The 16,303-nt window shown below is 67.2% G+C and carries 18 protein-coding genes; 8 read left to right on the top strand and 10 right to left on the bottom strand.

Features of this window, described 5'->3' with window-relative positions:
* Positions 1 to 14: 14 nt before the first annotated feature.
* From ABZX86_RS02300 to sigE, 5 genes are all read right to left on the bottom strand, one after another.
* Positions 15 to 851, bottom strand: a complete 837-nt coding sequence (locus tag ABZX86_RS02300; protein ID WP_327141946.1) for a hypothetical protein — start codon at positions 849 to 851, stop codon at positions 15 to 17.
* A 59-nt stretch (positions 852 to 910) separates the two neighbouring features.
* Positions 911 to 1,333, bottom strand: a complete 423-nt coding sequence (gene tatB, locus ABZX86_RS02295; protein ID WP_355119165.1) for a Sec-independent protein translocase protein TatB — start codon at positions 1,331 to 1,333, stop codon at positions 911 to 913.
* Between the two features lie 13 nt (positions 1,334 to 1,346).
* Positions 1,347 to 2,864: a trypsin-like peptidase domain-containing protein gene (locus ABZX86_RS02290; RefSeq protein ID WP_355119817.1), complete on the bottom strand. Its 1,518-nt coding sequence runs from the start codon at positions 2,862 to 2,864 to the stop codon at positions 1,347 to 1,349.
* A gap of 70 nt (positions 2,865 to 2,934) precedes the next feature.
* Entirely contained in the window at positions 2,935 to 3,324 is a 390-nt protein-coding gene (locus ABZX86_RS02285) for a hypothetical protein (protein WP_355119163.1), read from the bottom strand.
* A 71-nt stretch (positions 3,325 to 3,395) separates the two neighbouring features.
* Positions 3,396 to 4,067, bottom strand: a complete 672-nt coding sequence (sigE, locus tag ABZX86_RS02280) for an RNA polymerase sigma factor SigE (RefSeq protein WP_355119161.1) — start codon at positions 4,065 to 4,067, stop codon at positions 3,396 to 3,398.
* Positions 4,068 to 4,303: 236 nt separating this feature from the next.
* Here sigE and ABZX86_RS02275 point away from each other — a divergent pair, with 236 nt between their 5' ends.
* The 6 genes from ABZX86_RS02275 (at position 4,304) to ABZX86_RS02250 (ending at position 9,547) form a co-directional block, all read left to right on the top strand.
* Entirely contained in the window at positions 4,304 to 4,948 is a 645-nt protein-coding gene (locus ABZX86_RS02275) for an O-methyltransferase (protein ID WP_355119159.1), read from the top strand.
* 218 nt (positions 4,949 to 5,166) lie between these two features.
* Positions 5,167 to 5,823, top strand: a complete 657-nt coding sequence (locus ABZX86_RS02270; RefSeq protein WP_355119157.1) for a TetR family transcriptional regulator — start codon at positions 5,167 to 5,169, stop codon at positions 5,821 to 5,823.
* A gap of 40 nt (positions 5,824 to 5,863) precedes the next feature.
* Complete coding sequence (locus tag ABZX86_RS02265; RefSeq protein ID WP_355119155.1) at positions 5,864 to 6,838, top strand: ABC transporter ATP-binding protein; 975 nt, start codon at positions 5,864 to 5,866, stop codon at positions 6,836 to 6,838.
* Positions 6,835 to 8,481 (top strand): ABC transporter permease, encoded by a 1,647-nt coding sequence (locus ABZX86_RS02260; protein ID WP_355119153.1) that lies wholly within the window; start codon positions 6,835 to 6,837, stop codon positions 8,479 to 8,481. The genes ABZX86_RS02265 and ABZX86_RS02260 overlap by 4 nt, the downstream gene beginning before the upstream one ends.
* Before the next feature lie 319 nt (positions 8,482 to 8,800).
* The gene (locus tag ABZX86_RS02255) at positions 8,801 to 9,010 is read left to right on the top strand and encodes a hypothetical protein (protein ID WP_355119151.1); all 210 of its coding nucleotides are present in this window, start codon (positions 8,801 to 8,803) and stop codon (positions 9,008 to 9,010) included.
* A 60-nt stretch (positions 9,011 to 9,070) separates the two neighbouring features.
* A complete protein-coding gene (locus ABZX86_RS02250) occupies positions 9,071 to 9,547 on the top strand; it encodes a hypothetical protein (RefSeq protein ID WP_355119150.1) in 477 nt (158 codons plus the stop codon).
* 20 nt (positions 9,548 to 9,567) lie between these two features.
* Here the strand turns inward: ABZX86_RS02250 and ABZX86_RS02245 are convergent, their stop codons facing one another.
* Together ABZX86_RS02245 and glgC are read right to left on the bottom strand one after the other, a co-directional pair.
* Positions 9,568 to 10,767, bottom strand: coding sequence for a hypothetical protein (locus tag ABZX86_RS02245; protein ID WP_355119149.1), 1,200 nt, complete (start codon positions 10,765 to 10,767; stop codon positions 9,568 to 9,570).
* 133 nt (positions 10,768 to 10,900) lie between these two features.
* On the bottom strand, positions 10,901 to 12,115 hold the full coding sequence (gene glgC, locus ABZX86_RS02240) for a glucose-1-phosphate adenylyltransferase (RefSeq protein WP_355119147.1): 1,215 nt from the start codon (positions 12,113 to 12,115) through the stop codon (positions 10,901 to 10,903).
* Between the two features lie 147 nt (positions 12,116 to 12,262).
* On the opposite strand from glgC, the gene glgA reads away from it, so the two are divergent.
* The gene (gene glgA, locus ABZX86_RS02235) at positions 12,263 to 13,420 is read left to right on the top strand and encodes a glycogen synthase (protein ID WP_355119815.1); all 1,158 of its coding nucleotides are present in this window, start codon (positions 12,263 to 12,265) and stop codon (positions 13,418 to 13,420) included.
* Here glgA and ABZX86_RS02230 read toward each other — a convergent pair.
* The gene (locus tag ABZX86_RS02230; protein ID WP_355119145.1) at positions 13,417 to 13,932 is read right to left on the bottom strand and encodes a GNAT family N-acetyltransferase; all 516 of its coding nucleotides are present in this window, start codon (positions 13,930 to 13,932) and stop codon (positions 13,417 to 13,419) included. The genes glgA and ABZX86_RS02230 overlap by 4 nt on opposite strands.
* A 69-nt stretch (positions 13,933 to 14,001) precedes the next feature.
* Here ABZX86_RS02230 and ABZX86_RS02225 point away from each other — a divergent pair, with 69 nt between their 5' ends.
* Positions 14,002 to 14,898 carry a LysR substrate-binding domain-containing protein gene (locus ABZX86_RS02225; RefSeq protein WP_355119143.1) on the top strand — a complete coding sequence of 299 codons (897 nt, stop codon included), beginning with the start codon at positions 14,002 to 14,004 and terminating at the stop codon, positions 14,896 to 14,898.
* Position 14,899: 1 nt separating this feature from the next.
* Here ABZX86_RS02225 and ABZX86_RS02220 read toward each other — a convergent pair whose 3' ends face one another.
* Together ABZX86_RS02220 and ABZX86_RS02215 are read right to left on the bottom strand one after the other, a co-directional pair.
* The gene (locus tag ABZX86_RS02220; RefSeq protein ID WP_355119141.1) at positions 14,900 to 15,994 is read right to left on the bottom strand and encodes a putative RNA methyltransferase; all 1,095 of its coding nucleotides are present in this window, start codon (positions 15,992 to 15,994) and stop codon (positions 14,900 to 14,902) included.
* Between the two features lie 21 nt (positions 15,995 to 16,015).
* A complete protein-coding gene (locus ABZX86_RS02215; protein ID WP_006554284.1) occupies positions 16,016 to 16,183 on the bottom strand; it encodes a DUF3117 domain-containing protein in 168 nt (55 codons plus the stop codon).
* Positions 16,184 to 16,303: the final 120 nt, after the last annotated feature.

The following is a 16,303-nucleotide window of genomic DNA, read 5'->3' as shown; positions in this document are numbered from 1 at the left end:
CCGGCCTGAACGATCTACCGGTCGTGGCGGTAGATCGGGGTGAGCAGATCCGCTTCGATCGGTTCGCCGGTATTGCGGTCGTAGCGGACACCCACCACCGCCGAGAAGGGGTGGGTGGCCGCGCGCTCGTGCAGGGTGGCCAAACGTGTTGCCAGCAAACGGATTGCGCCCAGTGACGCCGGCGGGTGCAGACCGTCGATGACCAGCACAGTGCCCTTGCCGTCCGGGCGCGGGAGTCTGGCCAGATAGGCGATGTCGTACGGCTCGGTGCCGCCGGGCCGGTAGACGCGCCGTGCGGCCCGGTCCTCGATACCGCGCCGGACCCGGCCCGCGCGCGCCACCGTGCGGCGCAGCCGGGGATCGGCGGCCACGAGATAGCGCAGGCTGGGCGACAATTCGGGCCCGCCGAGCACGATCAGCCCGTCCCGGTCCAGATCGAGCGGCCGGCCCGGCAGGAAGCGCTGCACATTCGCGGTGAAGCCGAGTTCGCGCAGCAGTTCCACCAGGCGGTGCGGCGCCGCGGCATCGGGAGCGCCCACCAGCGCCAGCGTGCGGGTGGTGCTGCGCACGTCCGGCGTGAGAATGGTGAGCGGTCCGTGCCCGAAGAACAATCCCTCCGGCACCGGGCCCTGCGTACTGACCTGATGGATGCGCGCCCGGGAAAGTCCGGCCGCCGCACCGATTCTGGCGAACGTCCAGCCCTCGGCATGAAGTTCACGAATCACAGCGCGGCGGATGCGAGTCAGCTCATTGATGGCCTGCTGCGCCGCCGCCACGCCTTCGGTGGCGGCTTTTAGGCGCTCGACCTTATCTTCGATCGCGAACACCCGTGCCACCTCGTCGGCCGACATGAGCGCAGTCTAGATACCTGAACAGCCGCAGGTGTCTAGTCCGCTTGACGAACCGAAGATCAAGTGGCGTCGGGATCGACCGGCGGACGTTCGTTGCGCTCCAGCGGCTTCTGCGGTTTCGGCATGGAGTAGTTCTCGAAACTGCTGCTCGCAGGCGTGACGGGCTTGTCGAAATTGCCCTTCGTCAGATCGGTGAGATCGTTCAGCAGTGAATCATCGCCATTGAGAAGATGTTTGGTGACCATCGAGCGCGGATTCATACTGCGCAGTTCGTTCAACTGCTCCAGCGGCTTGCGAATCTCCTCGAATTCCGGACCCAGCTCATCCTTGAGTTGCTGCGTCGCGCCGGTCGCGTAATCGCGGGCCGTTTTGAGCGCGTTCATCGCCCAGCGCAGCGCGCCGGGCAGGCGCTCCGGACCGAGGATCACGAGTGCGGCGACGAGCAGAATCAGCAACTCGCCAAAGCCAAAACTGCTGAACACGACCTCAGACTACCTAGTCCGATTCCAGGGTGACCGGGACGTCGACCTCGCGGCCGTCGCGGATCAGGCGAACCGTCACCGTCTGCCCGATCTGATTGGACTGCACGGCAACCGTCAGCTCGTCGGGACCGGAGACATCGCGGTCGCCGACCTTGACGATGACGTCGCCCTCCACAATGCCCGCCTTGGCCGCCGGGCTACCGGCCTGCACATCGGCCACCGCCGCGCCGCTCATCACATCATTGGCGACGATCTTGGTCTTGGCGCTCACGCCGAGGCGCGGATGATGCACCGAGCCGTCCCGGATCAGCGCCTGCGAAATCCGCTTCACCTGATCCACCGGAATCGCGAAGCCCAGGCCGACCGACCCGCCGCTCTCGGACTTGATGGCCGAGTTGATGCCGATCAGCTTGCCCTGCATATCCACCAGTGCGCCACCGGAATTGCCGTGGTTGATGGCGGCATCGGTCTGCACGGCATCGAGCGTGGCATCGGTATCGGTGCCCTCGCCGCCGACCTTCACCGGCCGGTGCAGCGCGGAGACGATACCGGAGGTGACGGTCTTCTCCAGGCCGAGCGGCGAACCGATGGCAATGACATCGTCGCCGACCTTCACATCATTGGAATTGCCGAGCTGCAGCACCGCCAGGTTCTTCACATCGACCTTCAGCACCGCCAGATCGGACTTGATATCGCGGCCGACGATCGTGGTCGGCACCCGGGTGCCGTCCGAGAAGACCACCTGCAGTTGGGCTTTGCCGGTCTTGTCGGTGGCGGCCAGCGAGACCACGTGATTATTGGTGACGATGTAACCCGCGCCGTCGATCACCACGCCCGAACCCGTGGACCCGGTATCGCCGACCCACGCGCGCACGGTCACCACCGCGGGCATGACGGCATCGACCACCTTCGCGATCTGGCCGTGCGGCAGATTGGTGGAATCGGCGGACTGCAGCGCCACCTTGCGGGAGGTCAGCGATGAGGTGGATTCGGCGGTGAGCCGCCCCACCAGGCCACCCGCCAGCCCGATCACCAGTGCGACGGCGGAAAGAATGATGAGCGCCTTCGGGGCCACCCGGCCACCGAAAAGCACCTCCCGGGCGGTCAGCTGCGTGCCCTGGGTGAGTGCGGCCGGCTGCGCGGTGGCCACGGCGGGCGCACCCAGCCGGGCGGGAGATTCGGGATCACGCCACGGATCGGCGGGACCGGCGGCGGGCGCGCTCTCGGCCTTCGCCTCCGGATCACGCTGCAGCAGTTCATCGGAACCGGCGGGGCGTCCGAACGCCTCGGCCAGCACGGCGTCCGGCGGCCGGTTCTGCACCTGCGGGCCGTCCGATGCGGCGGCGGTGGCGGCTGCGGCGGTGCGCGGGGCGAACGAACTGCGCTGCCCGTCCGGGCGGCGGAAGGCACGCGCGGTGTGTTTGTCCACATGCGGCCGATACACCGGTCGCGGCCCCAGGACCGGTGCGTCCGACGGCCTCAGGTTCCCCCGATCAGCCGCCGAATCCGAAGCCTGCGCAGACTGCGGCAGGTTGTTCGCCGCGGGCCCCTCACCCGGAATCGGGCCCGTGTTCTTCGATTCGGTGGTCACGCGATGAACTCTACTTGCGCCACCAAGAAGTCCACCGTTTGCTGTCGAACGAATCTTCGCGCAGCCCGACGAAGTTCGCGCCACGGGCGAACGTGCTGCGATCGGCATTCAGCGTGTTTTCCGCAGTGGGGAGTTCCGACAGCGGGATACGACTCAGCGAATCGTGCAGGCGCATAGGCGCGGAAATCTGATCCGACGACTGGCGCAGCGCAATGCGCGCCTGCTGCTGTGCGTCTACTTCGGCCGCGCATTCACGGCAAACGGAAAGATGGTGAGCGGCACGCAGATACGCGTTCATCCGCAATTCACCGTCCACATACGCGGCGATGGCCTCACTGGCCAGATGCTCGGTGGGGGCGAAACGAGGTGGTCGACGCGGCGTTCTGTCCTCGCCACTCATAAGCTGCACACCCTTCCAGGCCACCTCGGCTACATCGGGAATGTCGGTGAGCGGGCGCTGAGCCCGCACCTTCAGCCGACGTTCTCGGTGGCGGCGAAACGCCGCTCCACACCATTATGCGCAAGGTGCTCTTTGAGTGCCTGACGTCCTCGGTGGATGCGGCTGCGCACGGTGCCCAGTTTGACCCCGAGCGTGGCGCCGATCTCCTCGTACGACAGACCCTCGATGTCACAGAGCACGACCGCGGCGCGGAACTCCGGCGCCAGCGAATCCAGTGCGGCCTGCAGCTCCGGGTCCAGGTTCGCGTCGTGGTAGAGCTGTTCGGGGCCCGGGCCCTCGGACGGCACCCGGTCGTAGTCCTCGGGCAGCGCCTCCATGCGAATACGGTTGCGACGGCGCACCATATCCAGGAAAAGGTTGGTGGTGATGCGATGCAGCCAGCCCTCGAAGGTGCCCGGCTGATAGTTCTGCAGTGAGCGGAACACCCGGATGAAGGTTTCCTGGGTGAGATCCTCGGCGTCCTGCTGATCACCGGAGAGGCGGTAGGCCAGGCGGTACACGCGGTCGGCGTGCTCCCGGACCAGCTCGTCCCAGGTCGGCATCATGGTGCGGTCACCGGTGGCATCGAAGACAGCGGTTCCGGACAGGGCTTCCGCGTTGAGATCGCCGTCCAGCGGGGTTTCGCTGGTCAGCAGCAGGTCCTGCGCGGGCAGGATGACGGGTTCACGCGCCGTGTCGACCATGTGGATGGGATTACCTCCTACTCGGGACCATCGGTTCCGACTGCCGGGTACAACCGACCTGGTGGGTCGTGTGTTCCCGGTCGCCGAGCCGACGGTCGCTGGCCTGACGTAGCCCATACTCTCGCCGGTCCTGATGTGCTCGCCGTATGTGGACGCTGAGGGACACCTGAGAAAAATCGCCACACCGGTCGATCACCGCCACGCGATAGCGGCTCCGCGCCGTTAGCCTCATATCCGTGAGCCTCACTCCCGCGACGAACCTGCAGCGCAACCTCGCCTACGTGGAGGAATCCGTCGCCGAGGACGAGATCCTCGTCGCGGCGCGCGAACGCGCCCTCGAATTGGGCGCTGCGCCCGTGCCGCCCTCGGTCGGCGCACTGCTGAGCATGTACTCCCAGCTGCTGGGTGCGCGGGCGGTGGTGGAGGTCGGCACCGGGGCCGGCGTGAGCGGACTGTGGCTGTTGGACGGCATGCGCGAGGACGGCACCCTGACCACCATCGACTCCGAACCCGAACATCAGCGCGCGGCCCGGGAGGCCTTCCGTTCCGCCGAGATCACGCCCGCCCGCACCCGGCTCATCAACGGCCGGGCCCTGGATGTGTTGCCGCGCTTGGCGGATGGGGCCTACGACCTGGTGTTCATCGATGCCGCGCCGCTCGAGCATCCGCAGTATGTGGATCAGGCCGTGCGCCTGCTGCGCGAGGGCGGGGCGATTCTGCTGCACAATGCGCTGCTCGGCGGGCGGGTGCCGGATCCGGCGCAGCGTGATCCGCAGACGCAGGCGGTGCGGGCGGCGACCCGGGCGATCGCGGAGAATCCGCTGCTCACCAGTGTGCTGATTCCGGTGGGCGACGGGCTGCTCTGTGCGTCGCGGGGGTAGGTACCGCGCCTCTCGCGGGTAGTTTTCGCGGGGATTATCCGCATCGCAATATTGTGGTGACGCCCAGATTTCCGCATGCGGAAAGTCCCTGCGGGGAGCACTGGAAAGCGCTACTGACCAGGTAATTCGGTAGCGGTGCGGCGTCGCTGCATTCTTTACGGATTCGGTGTCGCGTGGGGTCTTGCCAAGTGGTTGAACGAGTGTTTAATGTATTGAACATGCGTTCAGCCAAGGAGGATCTGACCACCCGGGCACGGATTCGCGATGCCGCGATCATCGTGTTCGGGGAGCAGGGATTCGGGGTGGGGGTGCGGGCCATCGCCGCGGCAGCGGGGGTGTCACCCGGGCTGGTGAACCATCACTTCGGCTCCAAGGAGGGGCTCCGCGAAGCCTGCGACGAGCAGGTGCGGGAGGTGGTGCGGACCGCCAAGCTGGAATCGATGGAGCATCCGTCGCCCAACAGCTGGATCCAGGCGGTGGCGGAGGTGGAGAGCTTCGCGCCGTATATGGCCTACGTACTGCGCAGCTTCCAGGCCGGCGGCAGCTTGATGCTGACCTTCTTCGAGCAGATGGTCGGCGATGTCGAGCAGTATCTCGCTGCCGGTGTTGCTGCCGGAACACTCAAGGCCCCAAGGGATTTGAAGGCCACCGCCAGATATATCGCCACCACCAACAGCGGCGGAATGATGATGTTCCTGCAGCTGTACGGCGCACGGAACGAGGGTCCGATGGACTTTCGGAAAGCCTTGCGCGAGTACGCCGATGTCATGACGCTGCCCGCGGTCGAGCTCTACACGCACGGGCTGCTCGCCGACTCGGCGATCTTCGATGCCATGACTGCGCAGCAATCGACCCGGAAATCGACTCAGCAGTAATCCCTGTTCCTCAGAAATCGTTTTCCTACAAGGAGATTCGATGAACGTTCCGGCCAGCTCGGCCATTTCGGTCCGAGGCCTGCACAAGCACTTCGGGCAGGTGCACGCCCTCGACGGCCTCGACCTCGAGGTCGCCGAAGGTGAGGTGCACGGCTTCCTGGGGCCCAACGGCGCGGGCAAATCCACTGCCATCCGAATCCTGCTCGGCATTCTCTCGCGCACCTCCGGGGAGGCCGTGGTGCTCGGACGCGATCCGTGGCACGATGCGGTCGCTCTGCACAGCGATATCGCTTATGTCCCAGGCGATGTCACGCTGTGGCCGTCGCTGTCGGGCGGTGAGACCATCGATATGCTGGCGCGCATGCGCGGCGGTATCGACCAGGCGCGGCGCGCGGAGCTCATCGAACGCTTCGAACTCGACCCGCGCAAGAAGGCCCGCACCTACTCGAAGGGCAATCGGCAGAAGGTCGCACTGGTCTCGGCGTTCTCGTCCAATGCGCGGCTGCTGCTGCTCGACGAGCCGACCTCCGGCCTGGATCCGCTGATGGAGCAGGCCTTCGGCGAATGCATCACCGAGGCCTCGGCCCGCGGCACCACGGTGCTGCTGTCCAGTCACATTCTCTCGGAGGTGGAGAAGCTGTGTCAGCGGGTCACGATCATCCGGGCCGGGAAGACGGTCGAGACCGGGACGCTGGCCGAGATGCGGCATCTGAGCCGGACCTCCATCAGCGCCGAAATGATCGGGGACCCAGGCGATCTGAGCCGCATCCCGGGCGTCAGCGATATCAGCATCGAGGACCATACGCTGCACTGCCAGGTGGACAGCGCGCATCTCGGTGACCTCATCAAGGTGCTCGGCGATGTCGGCGTGCGCAGTCTGATCAGCCAGCCGCCGACGCTGGAAGAGCTTTTCCTGCGCCACTATTCGCTCGACGGCGAGGCCGCCGCGGATTCGGCGGACGCCGCACGCGAGTCGGCGCGGACCGCACGTGCGTCGGAGAAGGTCGCGAAATGACCGCCATCGCCGCTCCCCGGAGCTTCGAATCACCGGTACGCGCAGCGGATTTCACCGGCACCGGGCAGCTGCTGCGGCTGTTCCTGCGCCGCGATCGCGTGGTGCTGCCGCTGTGGGTGGTGCTGCTGGGCCTGCCGGTCGGCAGTGTGTACATCGGCAGCATCGACAAGGTGTACAAGACCCCGGCCGATCTGGCCTCGTTCACGGCCTCCATCCTCGCGAGCCCGGCCCAGCTGGCCATGTACGGGCCGGTGTACAACAGCAGCCTCGGCGCGGCGGGGATCTGGAAGGCGGGGATGTTCTACCTGATCATCGCCATCGCCACCATCCTCACCGTCATCCGGCACACCAGGGCCGAGGAGGAGACCGGACGCGGCGAACTGGTGGCCGCCACCCGGATGGGACGGTTCGCGGAACTGACGGCGGCGCTGCTGCTCGCCTACGGCGCCTCGCTGGCGGTGGGGCTGCTGGCCTTCCTCAGTCTCTACAACGAGCCGGTGCCGCACGAGGGGTCGCTGGCCTTCGGGCTGGCGCTGGCCGGATCCGGCGCGGTGTTCGCCTCCGTGGCCGCGGTGACCGCGCAATTGAGCAGCAGTGCGCGCCTGGCGCGCGGTATCGCCTTCGCGGTGCTGGGCGCCACCTACACCCTGCGCGCCGTGGGGGATGTGCGCTCGGGGGCCGGGCCCACCAGTCCGCTGAGCTGGCTCTCGCCGATGGGATGGTCGCTGCAGGTGCGGCCGTACGCGGGCAATCACTTCGGGGTGCTGCTGATTCACGTGGCCGCCGTGCTGGTGCTGACCGCGGTCGCGTTCACACTGCTGCGCAATCGCGATATCGGCGCCGGGCTCATTGCCGAACGTCCGGGCGCGGCGGTCGCCGCGCCGGGGCTGAGCGGTCCGTTCGGGCTGGCGTGGCGGTTGCAGCGCGGCACGCTCATCGCCTGGACGGTCGGGCTCGGCCTGTACGGGTTGCTGATCGGCAGTGTGGTGCACGGTATCGGCGACGAACTGGGCTCGAGTCAGTCGATCCGCGACATGATCACCCGCATGGGCGGCTCTGCGTCACTGGAGAATTCGCTCATCACCTATGCCTTCACCATGCTCGCGGTGATCGCGGCCGCCTACTCGATTTCGGCCGCGCTGCGATTGAGCAGTGAGGAGTCCGCCGATCGGGCGGAGACCGTGCTCACCGGTTCGGTATCGCGAATCCGCTGGGTCGCCTCACATCTGGTGTTCGCACTGCTCGGTCCGGCGGCGGCGCTGCTGTTCGCCGGTGTGCTCGCGGGACTGATGTACGGGCGTGCGGCCGGGGATATCGGCGGCAAGCTGGGTGATGTCATGGCGGCCGCGGCCGTGCAGTTGCCCGCGGTCTGGGTTTTCACCGGTGTCACCGTCGCGCTGTTCGGCCTGCTGCCGCGCTGGACACCGGTTGCCTGGGGTGTGCTGTCGGCCGCCATCGCCGTATTCCTGCTCGGTTCGATCTCCGGTGCGCCGCAATGGTTCCGGGATATCGACCCGTTCGAGCACGCGCCGAAGGTGCCCGGCGGAGCCTTCTCCGCCACCCCGCTCATCATCCTGCTGCTTGTCGCCGCCGCCTTGATCACCGTGGGGCTGATCGGATTCCGCCGCCGCGACCTGCGCTAGGCCGACCCGCCTCCTCGGACCTTTTGCCGAGCACCTGGGTGCTCGGCAAGTGGCGTCGCGGACCGGCGGTCACGACCTGGGTCGGTCAGCCCGTACCCGGTGAGTTATCCCGGCCTTGCGAGATCGGTTGTCGCCTCACGATTCGCGCGGCCGATCATACTGTGCTGCAATTGATTCCGTGGTATCCATCGGGATGCTGGAACCGTGCGCTGTGGTATTCCGCCCCGTCGAGGGCAGTGCTGGGGCAGGGGTTGGGGGTGGATTCAGCCGCAGCGCCGGTGGTAGACGAGTAGGGGGACCGATTTAGAGGAGGTGGGGGATGTTCGATTCACTGGTACTCGGTACGCATCTGCCGTCCGGATGGCTATGGCCCGCAATGATCTTCTTCGGACTGGTGGTCTTCGCGGCACTGCTGGTGTTGCTGCTGGTCGGCGGTGCGCGCTTCGACGATCACCCGAATGTGGTGCCGTCCACGCCGGTTTCGTGCGCACCATTTTCCTGCGTCACCACAGCCCCGGCGCCCTCCTAGAGGGTTACGGCGGGCCGGATGCGGATACTCCAGGGAAAAGTTCGATGAGTGAGGTTTTCCATGGGTCAGCGACCTCCGGCCGTGGTGGGTTTGTACCTGCGTGAGTCGCGGCAGTGGCGCCGCATTGCCGAATTCCGGCTCACCGCAGACGGTCACGCCAGCTTCCGGGCGGTCGATCCGGTCGAAGGGCTGGTCGCGCGGGTCTGGTACCACCAGGGCGTGGACATTCTCGGCGAGGAGCGCACGGTGCTGCCGGACGACGGCCCGGCCTTCCTGCGAGCGCTGTTGCAGCCATTCGGATTTCGCGACTACCGCTTCCGGGACGACAGCCGCACCGGCGCGCACGGCGCGAACGGCCTGCCGCGCAACGGGCATGGCCGCCCCTGGCACGACACCCCGGGGCCCGCAGGCGATTCCGAATGCGTGCGGTGCGCCGAGAACGACCACGCCGAGGCGACCGGGCGCGGCGGGCACGGCGCCCACCGGCCCGCCGCCTGGCAGGCCCTCGACGCGGACACCATCCGCTTCACGCGTTAGAGGCTCGTTCGCTGCACGCGTCAGAGGCTGTTGACCAGCAGCACGTACTGCGCGGTGCCCTTCTTCAGCACATCGGCCTGATTGTCGGAGCTGACGACGCCGACATACCGCTTGTAGACCACATAGCAGCGGTAGGAGGTGCTGGTGTCCGACGTGTGCTGCACGCATTTGGTATCCGGCACCTTGTCCGGCGCCGACGGGCTGAGGCTGGTCTCGCCCAGACTGCTGATCAGTCCGCTCACCAGATCCGAACTGCCCCTGGCGTCCCGGGTGCGGAACAGGTAGCCGTCCTCGGTCAGCGCCATGGCATCCATACCGGTGTCATCGACCAGCCGCTGGCGCAGGGCCTCGTCACCGGCGGGCGTGACCAGCTGATTGGGGCCGTACACGGCGAAATTATCGGGATCGGGTGTGTGATTGTCGCGGTCGGACACCAGGATTCGAGCCAGCAGACGATCCGGGTCGACGGGTAGCTGATCGATCTGGCCGGCGGGCGTGCCCTGGAAGGCATCGACCACGGGGACCTCGGCATCGAGGGCCTTCTTCGCCCACGACAGCAGATCGGCCTGATCGATCCGCGGGCGCGAGGCGAAGATCGAGATCACGAACTCCTTGCGCGGCATGGTCACCCCGATGGTGGGCGAGGTCGGCCGCCAGTGCGAGAAGGCATCCGGATAGTCCGGCAGCGTCAGCTTCTTGTTCTGGTCCAGTGCCACATTGAAATCGGCGTCCTCGAGCTCCTTGGCCGCCAGCTTGGCATTGTCGACGGAGGGGAAGCGCAGCACCCGGACGGTCACCGTGGTGCTGGCCGGGTCCGGATTGTCCGAGCCCGCCGGATCGGGCAGATCCGAACCGCTCGCGGCGAATCCGGCGATGAAGCCGCGATTCTGCAGCACCGGCGTCGCGGACGAGGACAGGTGGCTGACGCTCACCACATCCTTGACCGAGGTCAGCACGATGCCGCCGCGGCCGACCTTCAGACTCGGATCCACCTTCACCGTCGGGACCACGGCATCGGCCATGTGCATACCCTCGAGCGTCGGGCCGTGCCCGTTCGAATTGCGGTCGTAGGTGAACCGATTCACCGGATAGGTGCCGGTATCCAGCGTGCGGACGTCCATTTCGCCCGGGACCGCGGTGCCCTTGTTGGCACAGCCCGCCAGCGTGGCCGTCAGGGCCAGACAGGCGACAGCGGTGAGAACCCTCGTTGCGCGGCTCATGATCATCCCTCCCGCGCCGCCCAGCGGACGGCACTCCACCCACCGATTTTCGGACCCGGAACTCCGGCTGTCCACCGTTATCCGTCCCCGGCGGTCCGCCGTTATCCGCGCGTCCGCCGGGTGGCGGCGATTCTCACACCCAGATGCCCTTGCCGACGGTCACCACGCCGCCCTTGCTGACCGCGAATCGATCGTGGTCCCGGTCCAGGTCGACGCCGATGATCTCGCCCTCGGTCACCATGACGTTCTTGTCCAGAATCGCGTGCCGCACCACCGCGCCCCGGCCGATTCGCACACCGGGCATGAGCACACTGCCTTCCACGGTCGCGCCGTCCTCCACCATCACATTCGAGAAGAGCACCGAATTGCGCACCGTCGCCGCCGACAGAATGCTGCCCGCGCCGACGATCGATTCCTGCGCCAGCCCGCCGCGGCCGAATTTGGCCGGCGGCAGATTCTCCGCGGCGCCGCGAATCGGCCAGTGCCGGTTGTAGAGATCGAAGACCGGATCCACCGACACCAGATCCATATGCGCCTCGTAGAAGGCGTCGATGGTGCCCACATCACGCCAGTAGCCGCGGCTGCGGTCGGTGGTGCCGGGCACCTCGTTGCTGCCGAAGTCGTAGACCGCGGCCGCGCCGGACCGCACCAGGCCGGGAATGATGTCGCCGCCCATATCGTGATCGGAGTCGTTGTCCTCGGCATCGGCGCGGATGGCGTCCACCAGCACCTTGGTGGTGAAGACGTAATTGCCCATCGAGGCGAAGGTGACATTCGGATCGTCGGGGGTGCCGGGCGGATGCGCCGGCTTCTCCAGAAAGCCGGTGATGCGGCCGGATTCGTCGGTGTCGATACAACCGAACGCACTCGCCGTACTGCGCGGCACCCGAATTCCGGCCACCGTGACACCCGCGCCGGAGGCGATATGCGCCTGCACCATCTGCTCGGGGTCCATGCGGTACACGTGGTCCGCGCCGAAGACCACGATGTACTCCGGGTCCTCGTCATAGATCAGATTCAGCGACTGCATGATCGCGTCGGCGCTGCCGGTGTACCAGCGCGGGCCCAGCCGCTGCTGCGCCGGGACCGGCGTGATGTACTCGCCGCCGAAACCCGACAGCCGCCAGGTCTGCGAGATATGCCGGTCCAGCGAATGCGATTTGTACTGGGTGAGAACGCAGATCCGCAGGTAGCCGGCATTCACCAGGTTCGAGAGGACGAAGTCGATGAGGCGGTACGCACCCCCGAACGGGACCGCCGGCTTGGCACGATCCTTCGTGAGTGGAAACAGGCGCTTGCCCTCGCCACCGGCGAGCACGATCCCGAGTACGTGCGGCTGGCTCCTCACATCAGCCAAACTACCGGTTGGGAGGGAACACGGAATGTCCGCAGGGTTCCATGTTGATCGCGTCGCCGGTTGGTGGCGTCACAGCGGAGCGTCTAGGTTGAGTCGGTGAGTTACGGCGCGGATGGCGGCCGCGGACTTCGCGTTGCCATGATGACCCGCGAATACCCGCCCGAGGTGTACGGCGGGGCGGGCGTGCATGTCACCGAGCTGGTCCCGCGACTGCGGCAACTGTGCGATGTGACCGTGCACTGCATGGGCGTGCCGCGCACCGATGCGGTGGTGCACCAGGCGGATTCGATGCTCTACGCCGCCAATTCGGCGCTGCAGATGATGTCCGCGCAATTGCGCATGGCCGATGCCGCCGGCGGCTCCGATGTGGTGCACTCGCATACCTGGTACACCGGGCTGGCCGGGCACCTGGCCGCCGAGCTCTACGGGATTCCGCACGTGCTCACCGCGCATTCGCTGGAACCGCGGCGGCCCTGGAAGGCCGAACAGCTCGGCGGCGGCTACCGGCTCTCCTCCTGGTCCGAGCACAATGCCGTGACCTACGCCGATGCCGTGATCGCGGTGAGCGCGGGCATGCGCACCGATGTGCTGGACGCGTATCCGGATATCGATCCCGCGAAAGTGCATGTGGTGCACAACGGAATCGACGCCGAGGTCTGGCATCCGGGCGGGCCCGCGCTCGACGCCCGCGACATTCTCGGCGAACTCGGCGTGCGCATGGACCGGCCGGTGGCGGCCTTCGTCGGCCGCATCACCCGGCAGAAGGGCGTCTCGCATCTGCTCGCCGCCGCCCGGCACCTCGACCCCGACATTCAGCTGGTACTGCTCGCGGGCGCTGCGGATACCCCCGCCATGGATGCCGAAGTGGCCACGGCCGTAAGGGAACTCGGCAAGACCCGCGACGGGGTGCACTGGGTCCGCGAGATGCTCCCCACCGAACTGGTGCGCCAGGTGCTCGCCGCCGCAACGGTATTCATCTGCCCGTCGGTCTATGAGCCGCTCGGCATCGTGAATCTCGAGGCCATGGCCTGCGGGACCGCCGTGGTGGCCTCCGATGTCGGCGGGATTCCGGAGGTGGTCGCGGAGGGATCGACCGGCCGCCTCGTGCACTACGACCCGGCCCGGCCGGACGCCTTCGAACACGGTCTGGCGCGGGCCATCAACAAGGTCGCCGCCGATCAGGTCGGCGCGGCGGCCATGGGCGCGGCCGGGCGGGCCCGGGCCGTCGCCGAATTCGACTGGAACCAGATGGCGTCCCGCACCGCCCGCATCTACGACCTGGTTCGCAAGAGTTAACTCGCAGGCGCGGTCAGGTCGTAGCGCATGAATACGTCGGCGCGGTCGTAGGGGATCGGCCGCAATTCCGTCGCGGGAACGTGGACGAAACCGAGGGACTCGTACAGGTGCACGGCACTGGCGAGGGTCGCGTTGCTGGCCAGGAACACCGAAGTGGCGCGCTGTTCGCGGGCGTGGTCGAGGGCCGCGCGCAGCAGGATGCGGCCGATGCCACGGCCCTGAAATCGCGGTGACACAGCCATTTTCGAGAGTTCGAAGACGCCGGGGCCCTCGGCGACCAGGGCGACGCAGCCGACCGCGTCCGTACCGTCCCGGGCGATGAGCACCTGCCCGCCCTCCTCGACAATGTGCTGCGGATTGTCGAGGGTGACGCTGTCGGCGGGTTCGAGAGTGAAGAACGCGGTGATCCACTCCAGATTGAGGTCTTTGAAGGCGCGGGCGTCGGCGGCCGTCGACATCGGCGCGACCACGAGGGAGCCGGTATCGGGGGCGAGGGAATCGGTCTGCGTCACCAGGCCAGAATGTCGTGCCGCGACCCATAGCGTCCAATACTTGATAGCTCGGATCAATATCATGATCTTATGGTTGATGGTGTTGAGCTCCGGCATCTCCGCTACTTCCTCGCCGTCGCCGAGGAACTGCACTTCGGGCGCGCCGCCGCCCGGCTGCACATTGCCCAGCCCGCGCTGACCCAGCAGATCCAGCGCCTCGAAACCCTGCTCGGCACCAGGCTTTTCGACCGCACCTCCCGGACCGTCGCGCTCACCGCGGCCGGTGCGGTACTGCGCGAGCGGGCCACCGCCCTGCTCGGGCACGCCGAGCGCGACCTGGCCGAGATCACGCGCATCGGGCGGGGGAGCCAGGGCACACTGCATCTCGGCTTCGTGCCCTCGGTGCTACCCCTGGAGCCGCTGCGCGGGGTGCGGGAATTCCGGGACCGCTTCCCGCTGGTGCAGGTCGAACTCGTGGAGGGATTCACCAGTCATCTGATGGCGAAGCTGGCCGCCGGGAGCCTGGATATGGCGATCGTGCGTGATCCGGACGAGCAGCCCGGCACCGTGACCGTGCCGCTCATGACCGAGCCTTTCGTGGCGGTGCTGCCCGCCGACCACCCGCAAGCGGGCCGCGACACCATTACCGGCGCCGAACTCGCCGACCACCCGCTGGTCTTCTTTCCCAGTGCCGCAGGCGCACTCGCGTACGAGAAGAATCTGTCCCCGCTGCTGACCTCCGGCCGCCGCCCCCGCATCGTCCAGGAGGCCACCAACTGGACCATCCTGCTGTATCTGGTGGCCGCCGGGCTCGGCGTGACAGTCGCGCCGCGCAGCGCCACCTTCACGGCTCCGGCCTCGGTGCGCATCATCCCGCTGGCCGGCACCGACGCCAGCACCACGATCTACACCGCGCATCGCGCGGATGACACCCGCCCGCTCGTCCGCAATCTGCTGGCATTGCTGCCGAATCATCCGCAGCGCTGAATTACGGCTCGCGGTGGCGATAAACCGAGATGGTGACCGATGCGGTCACCGGCATCGGATCCGGCAGTGCCGCAATACGGTCCGAGCGCTGTGCCGCGGCATGGAAGGCGGAGGGGCCCATGGCGGACACATTCGCGATATCGGTGTGTGTGAGCGACATTCGATACTCGACCGAATTGCGCTCGGATAATTCGAAACGGGCGCCCAGAGATTCGGCGAGGCGATCCTGCTTCGCGGCATCGACACTCACCATGTCCAAAGGTTCGATGAGTTCGGCCAAATGCCGGGGGGTGGGAGTGACGACCAGAAAACGTCCTTCCGGCGCCAGCACTCGCGCTACCTCATCGGCATTTCGCGGTGCGAAAACCGACAGCACGGCGGTCAGAACTCCGTCCCGCACGGGCAGCCCGCGCCACGCGTCGGCGAGTATCGCGCCGGCCCGCTCGTGTGCTCGGGCACTGCGCCGCACCGCCGGTTTGGACACGTCCAGTGCGATACCGCGGGCGCCGGGCACGGCGTCCAGCACCGCGCTCAGGTAGTAACCGGTCCCCGCACCGATTTCCAGCACGGCCGCACCCGCCGGGCGGGCCGGGATATCGAATCCGGCGCGCGCGGCGGGCAGCAGCGTCGAGGTGAGCCGGGCGGCGGAGGCCGCCGTCACGGTCGAGCCCGGGCGAATGATCCCGTCGGCGTGTCGCGATGCCGCGATTCGCTGCTGGGCGGGAGCCAGCGAATCCACGGCGGCGGGGGAGGCGGCGGCTACCGCGGCCGCGAGGGCTGCGGCAATGGGAGTGAAATGGCCTGCGTATTGGAAGGTCGCCCGGGCGTCGAGCATGGCCGGGGTATCACCGGTCATTTTGGTGGACGCGCCCGTCAGCAGGCTGACATAGCCCTGCTTGGCGATATCGAAACTGTGGCCGCGCGGACAACGCAGGGTGTGGTCGCGCGGCGTGAGGTCCTGCCCGCATTCCGGACAGGACAGTAACCCGGCGCAGTCGATCAGGGGATCGGCTGCGCCGAGGGGGTGCGTGGAATGCACCGGGGTGCCGGTGAGCGGCTCGAGAGCGGGGTCAACCACCGGTTCGGTGCGGCTCACCGGCACGGGCAAGTATGGCTACTAGCTCGTGACACTCTTGAGTTCGTCACCCAGTGCCGCAGCTTCCTCCGGCGTGAGCTCGACGACCAAACGCCCGCCACCCTCGAGTGGAACCCGCATGACGATTCCACGCCCTTCCTTGGTTGCCTCGAGGGGACCGTCCCCGGTGCGGGGCTTCATGGCCGCCATCCTCTGCTCCCTCCAGATCTGCGCGAATTTCTGCGCACTTTCATGGAACTCCAGTTGTCACCAACCAGGCAGCCCGCCGGCATGTGGCGGGCTGCACCACGCCCATTCTTCCCTATCGCG

The organism is Nocardia sp. NPDC006630 (assembly GCF_040611495.1).
In the GTDB taxonomy this organism is placed as follows: Bacteria; Actinomycetota; Actinomycetes; order Mycobacteriales; family Mycobacteriaceae; genus Nocardia.
Note: the sequence above shows the minus strand (reverse complement) of the source record. Positions and strands in the feature narration are given on the sequence as shown.

What these genes read in the sequence shown, in the direction of transcription:
- ABZX86_RS02225 (WP_355119143.1), top strand. Translation starts at nt 14,002, where the DNA reads ATGGTTGATGGTGTTGAGCTCCGGCATCTCCGCTACTTCCTCGCCGTC.
- sigE (WP_355119161.1), bottom strand. Translation starts at nt 4,067, where the DNA reads ATGGTCGACACGGCGCGTGAACCCGTCATCCTGCCCGCGCAGGACCTG.
- ABZX86_RS02260 (WP_355119153.1), top strand. Translation starts at nt 6,835, where the DNA reads ATGACCGCCATCGCCGCTCCCCGGAGCTTCGAATCACCGGTACGCGCA.
- ABZX86_RS02270 (WP_355119157.1), top strand. Translation starts at nt 5,167, where the DNA reads ATGCGTTCAGCCAAGGAGGATCTGACCACCCGGGCACGGATTCGCGAT.
- ABZX86_RS02300 (WP_327141946.1), bottom strand. Translation starts at nt 851, where the DNA reads ATGTCGGCCGACGAGGTGGCACGGGTGTTCGCGATCGAAGATAAGGTC.
- ABZX86_RS02255 (WP_355119151.1), top strand. Translation starts at nt 8,801, where the DNA reads ATGTTCGATTCACTGGTACTCGGTACGCATCTGCCGTCCGGATGGCTA.
- ABZX86_RS02215 (WP_006554284.1), bottom strand. Translation starts at nt 16,183, where the DNA reads ATGGCGGCCATGAAGCCCCGCACCGGGGACGGTCCCCTCGAGGCAACC.
- ABZX86_RS02285 (WP_355119163.1), bottom strand. Translation starts at nt 3,324, where the DNA reads ATGAGTGGCGAGGACAGAACGCCGCGTCGACCACCTCGTTTCGCCCCC.
- ABZX86_RS02250 (WP_355119150.1), top strand. Translation starts at nt 9,071, where the DNA reads ATGGGTCAGCGACCTCCGGCCGTGGTGGGTTTGTACCTGCGTGAGTCG.
- glgA (WP_355119815.1), top strand. Translation starts at nt 12,263, where the DNA reads ATGATGACCCGCGAATACCCGCCCGAGGTGTACGGCGGGGCGGGCGTG.
- ABZX86_RS02245 (WP_355119149.1), bottom strand. Translation starts at nt 10,767, where the DNA reads ATGAGCCGCGCAACGAGGGTTCTCACCGCTGTCGCCTGTCTGGCCCTG.
- ABZX86_RS02265 (WP_355119155.1), top strand. Translation starts at nt 5,864, where the DNA reads ATGAACGTTCCGGCCAGCTCGGCCATTTCGGTCCGAGGCCTGCACAAG.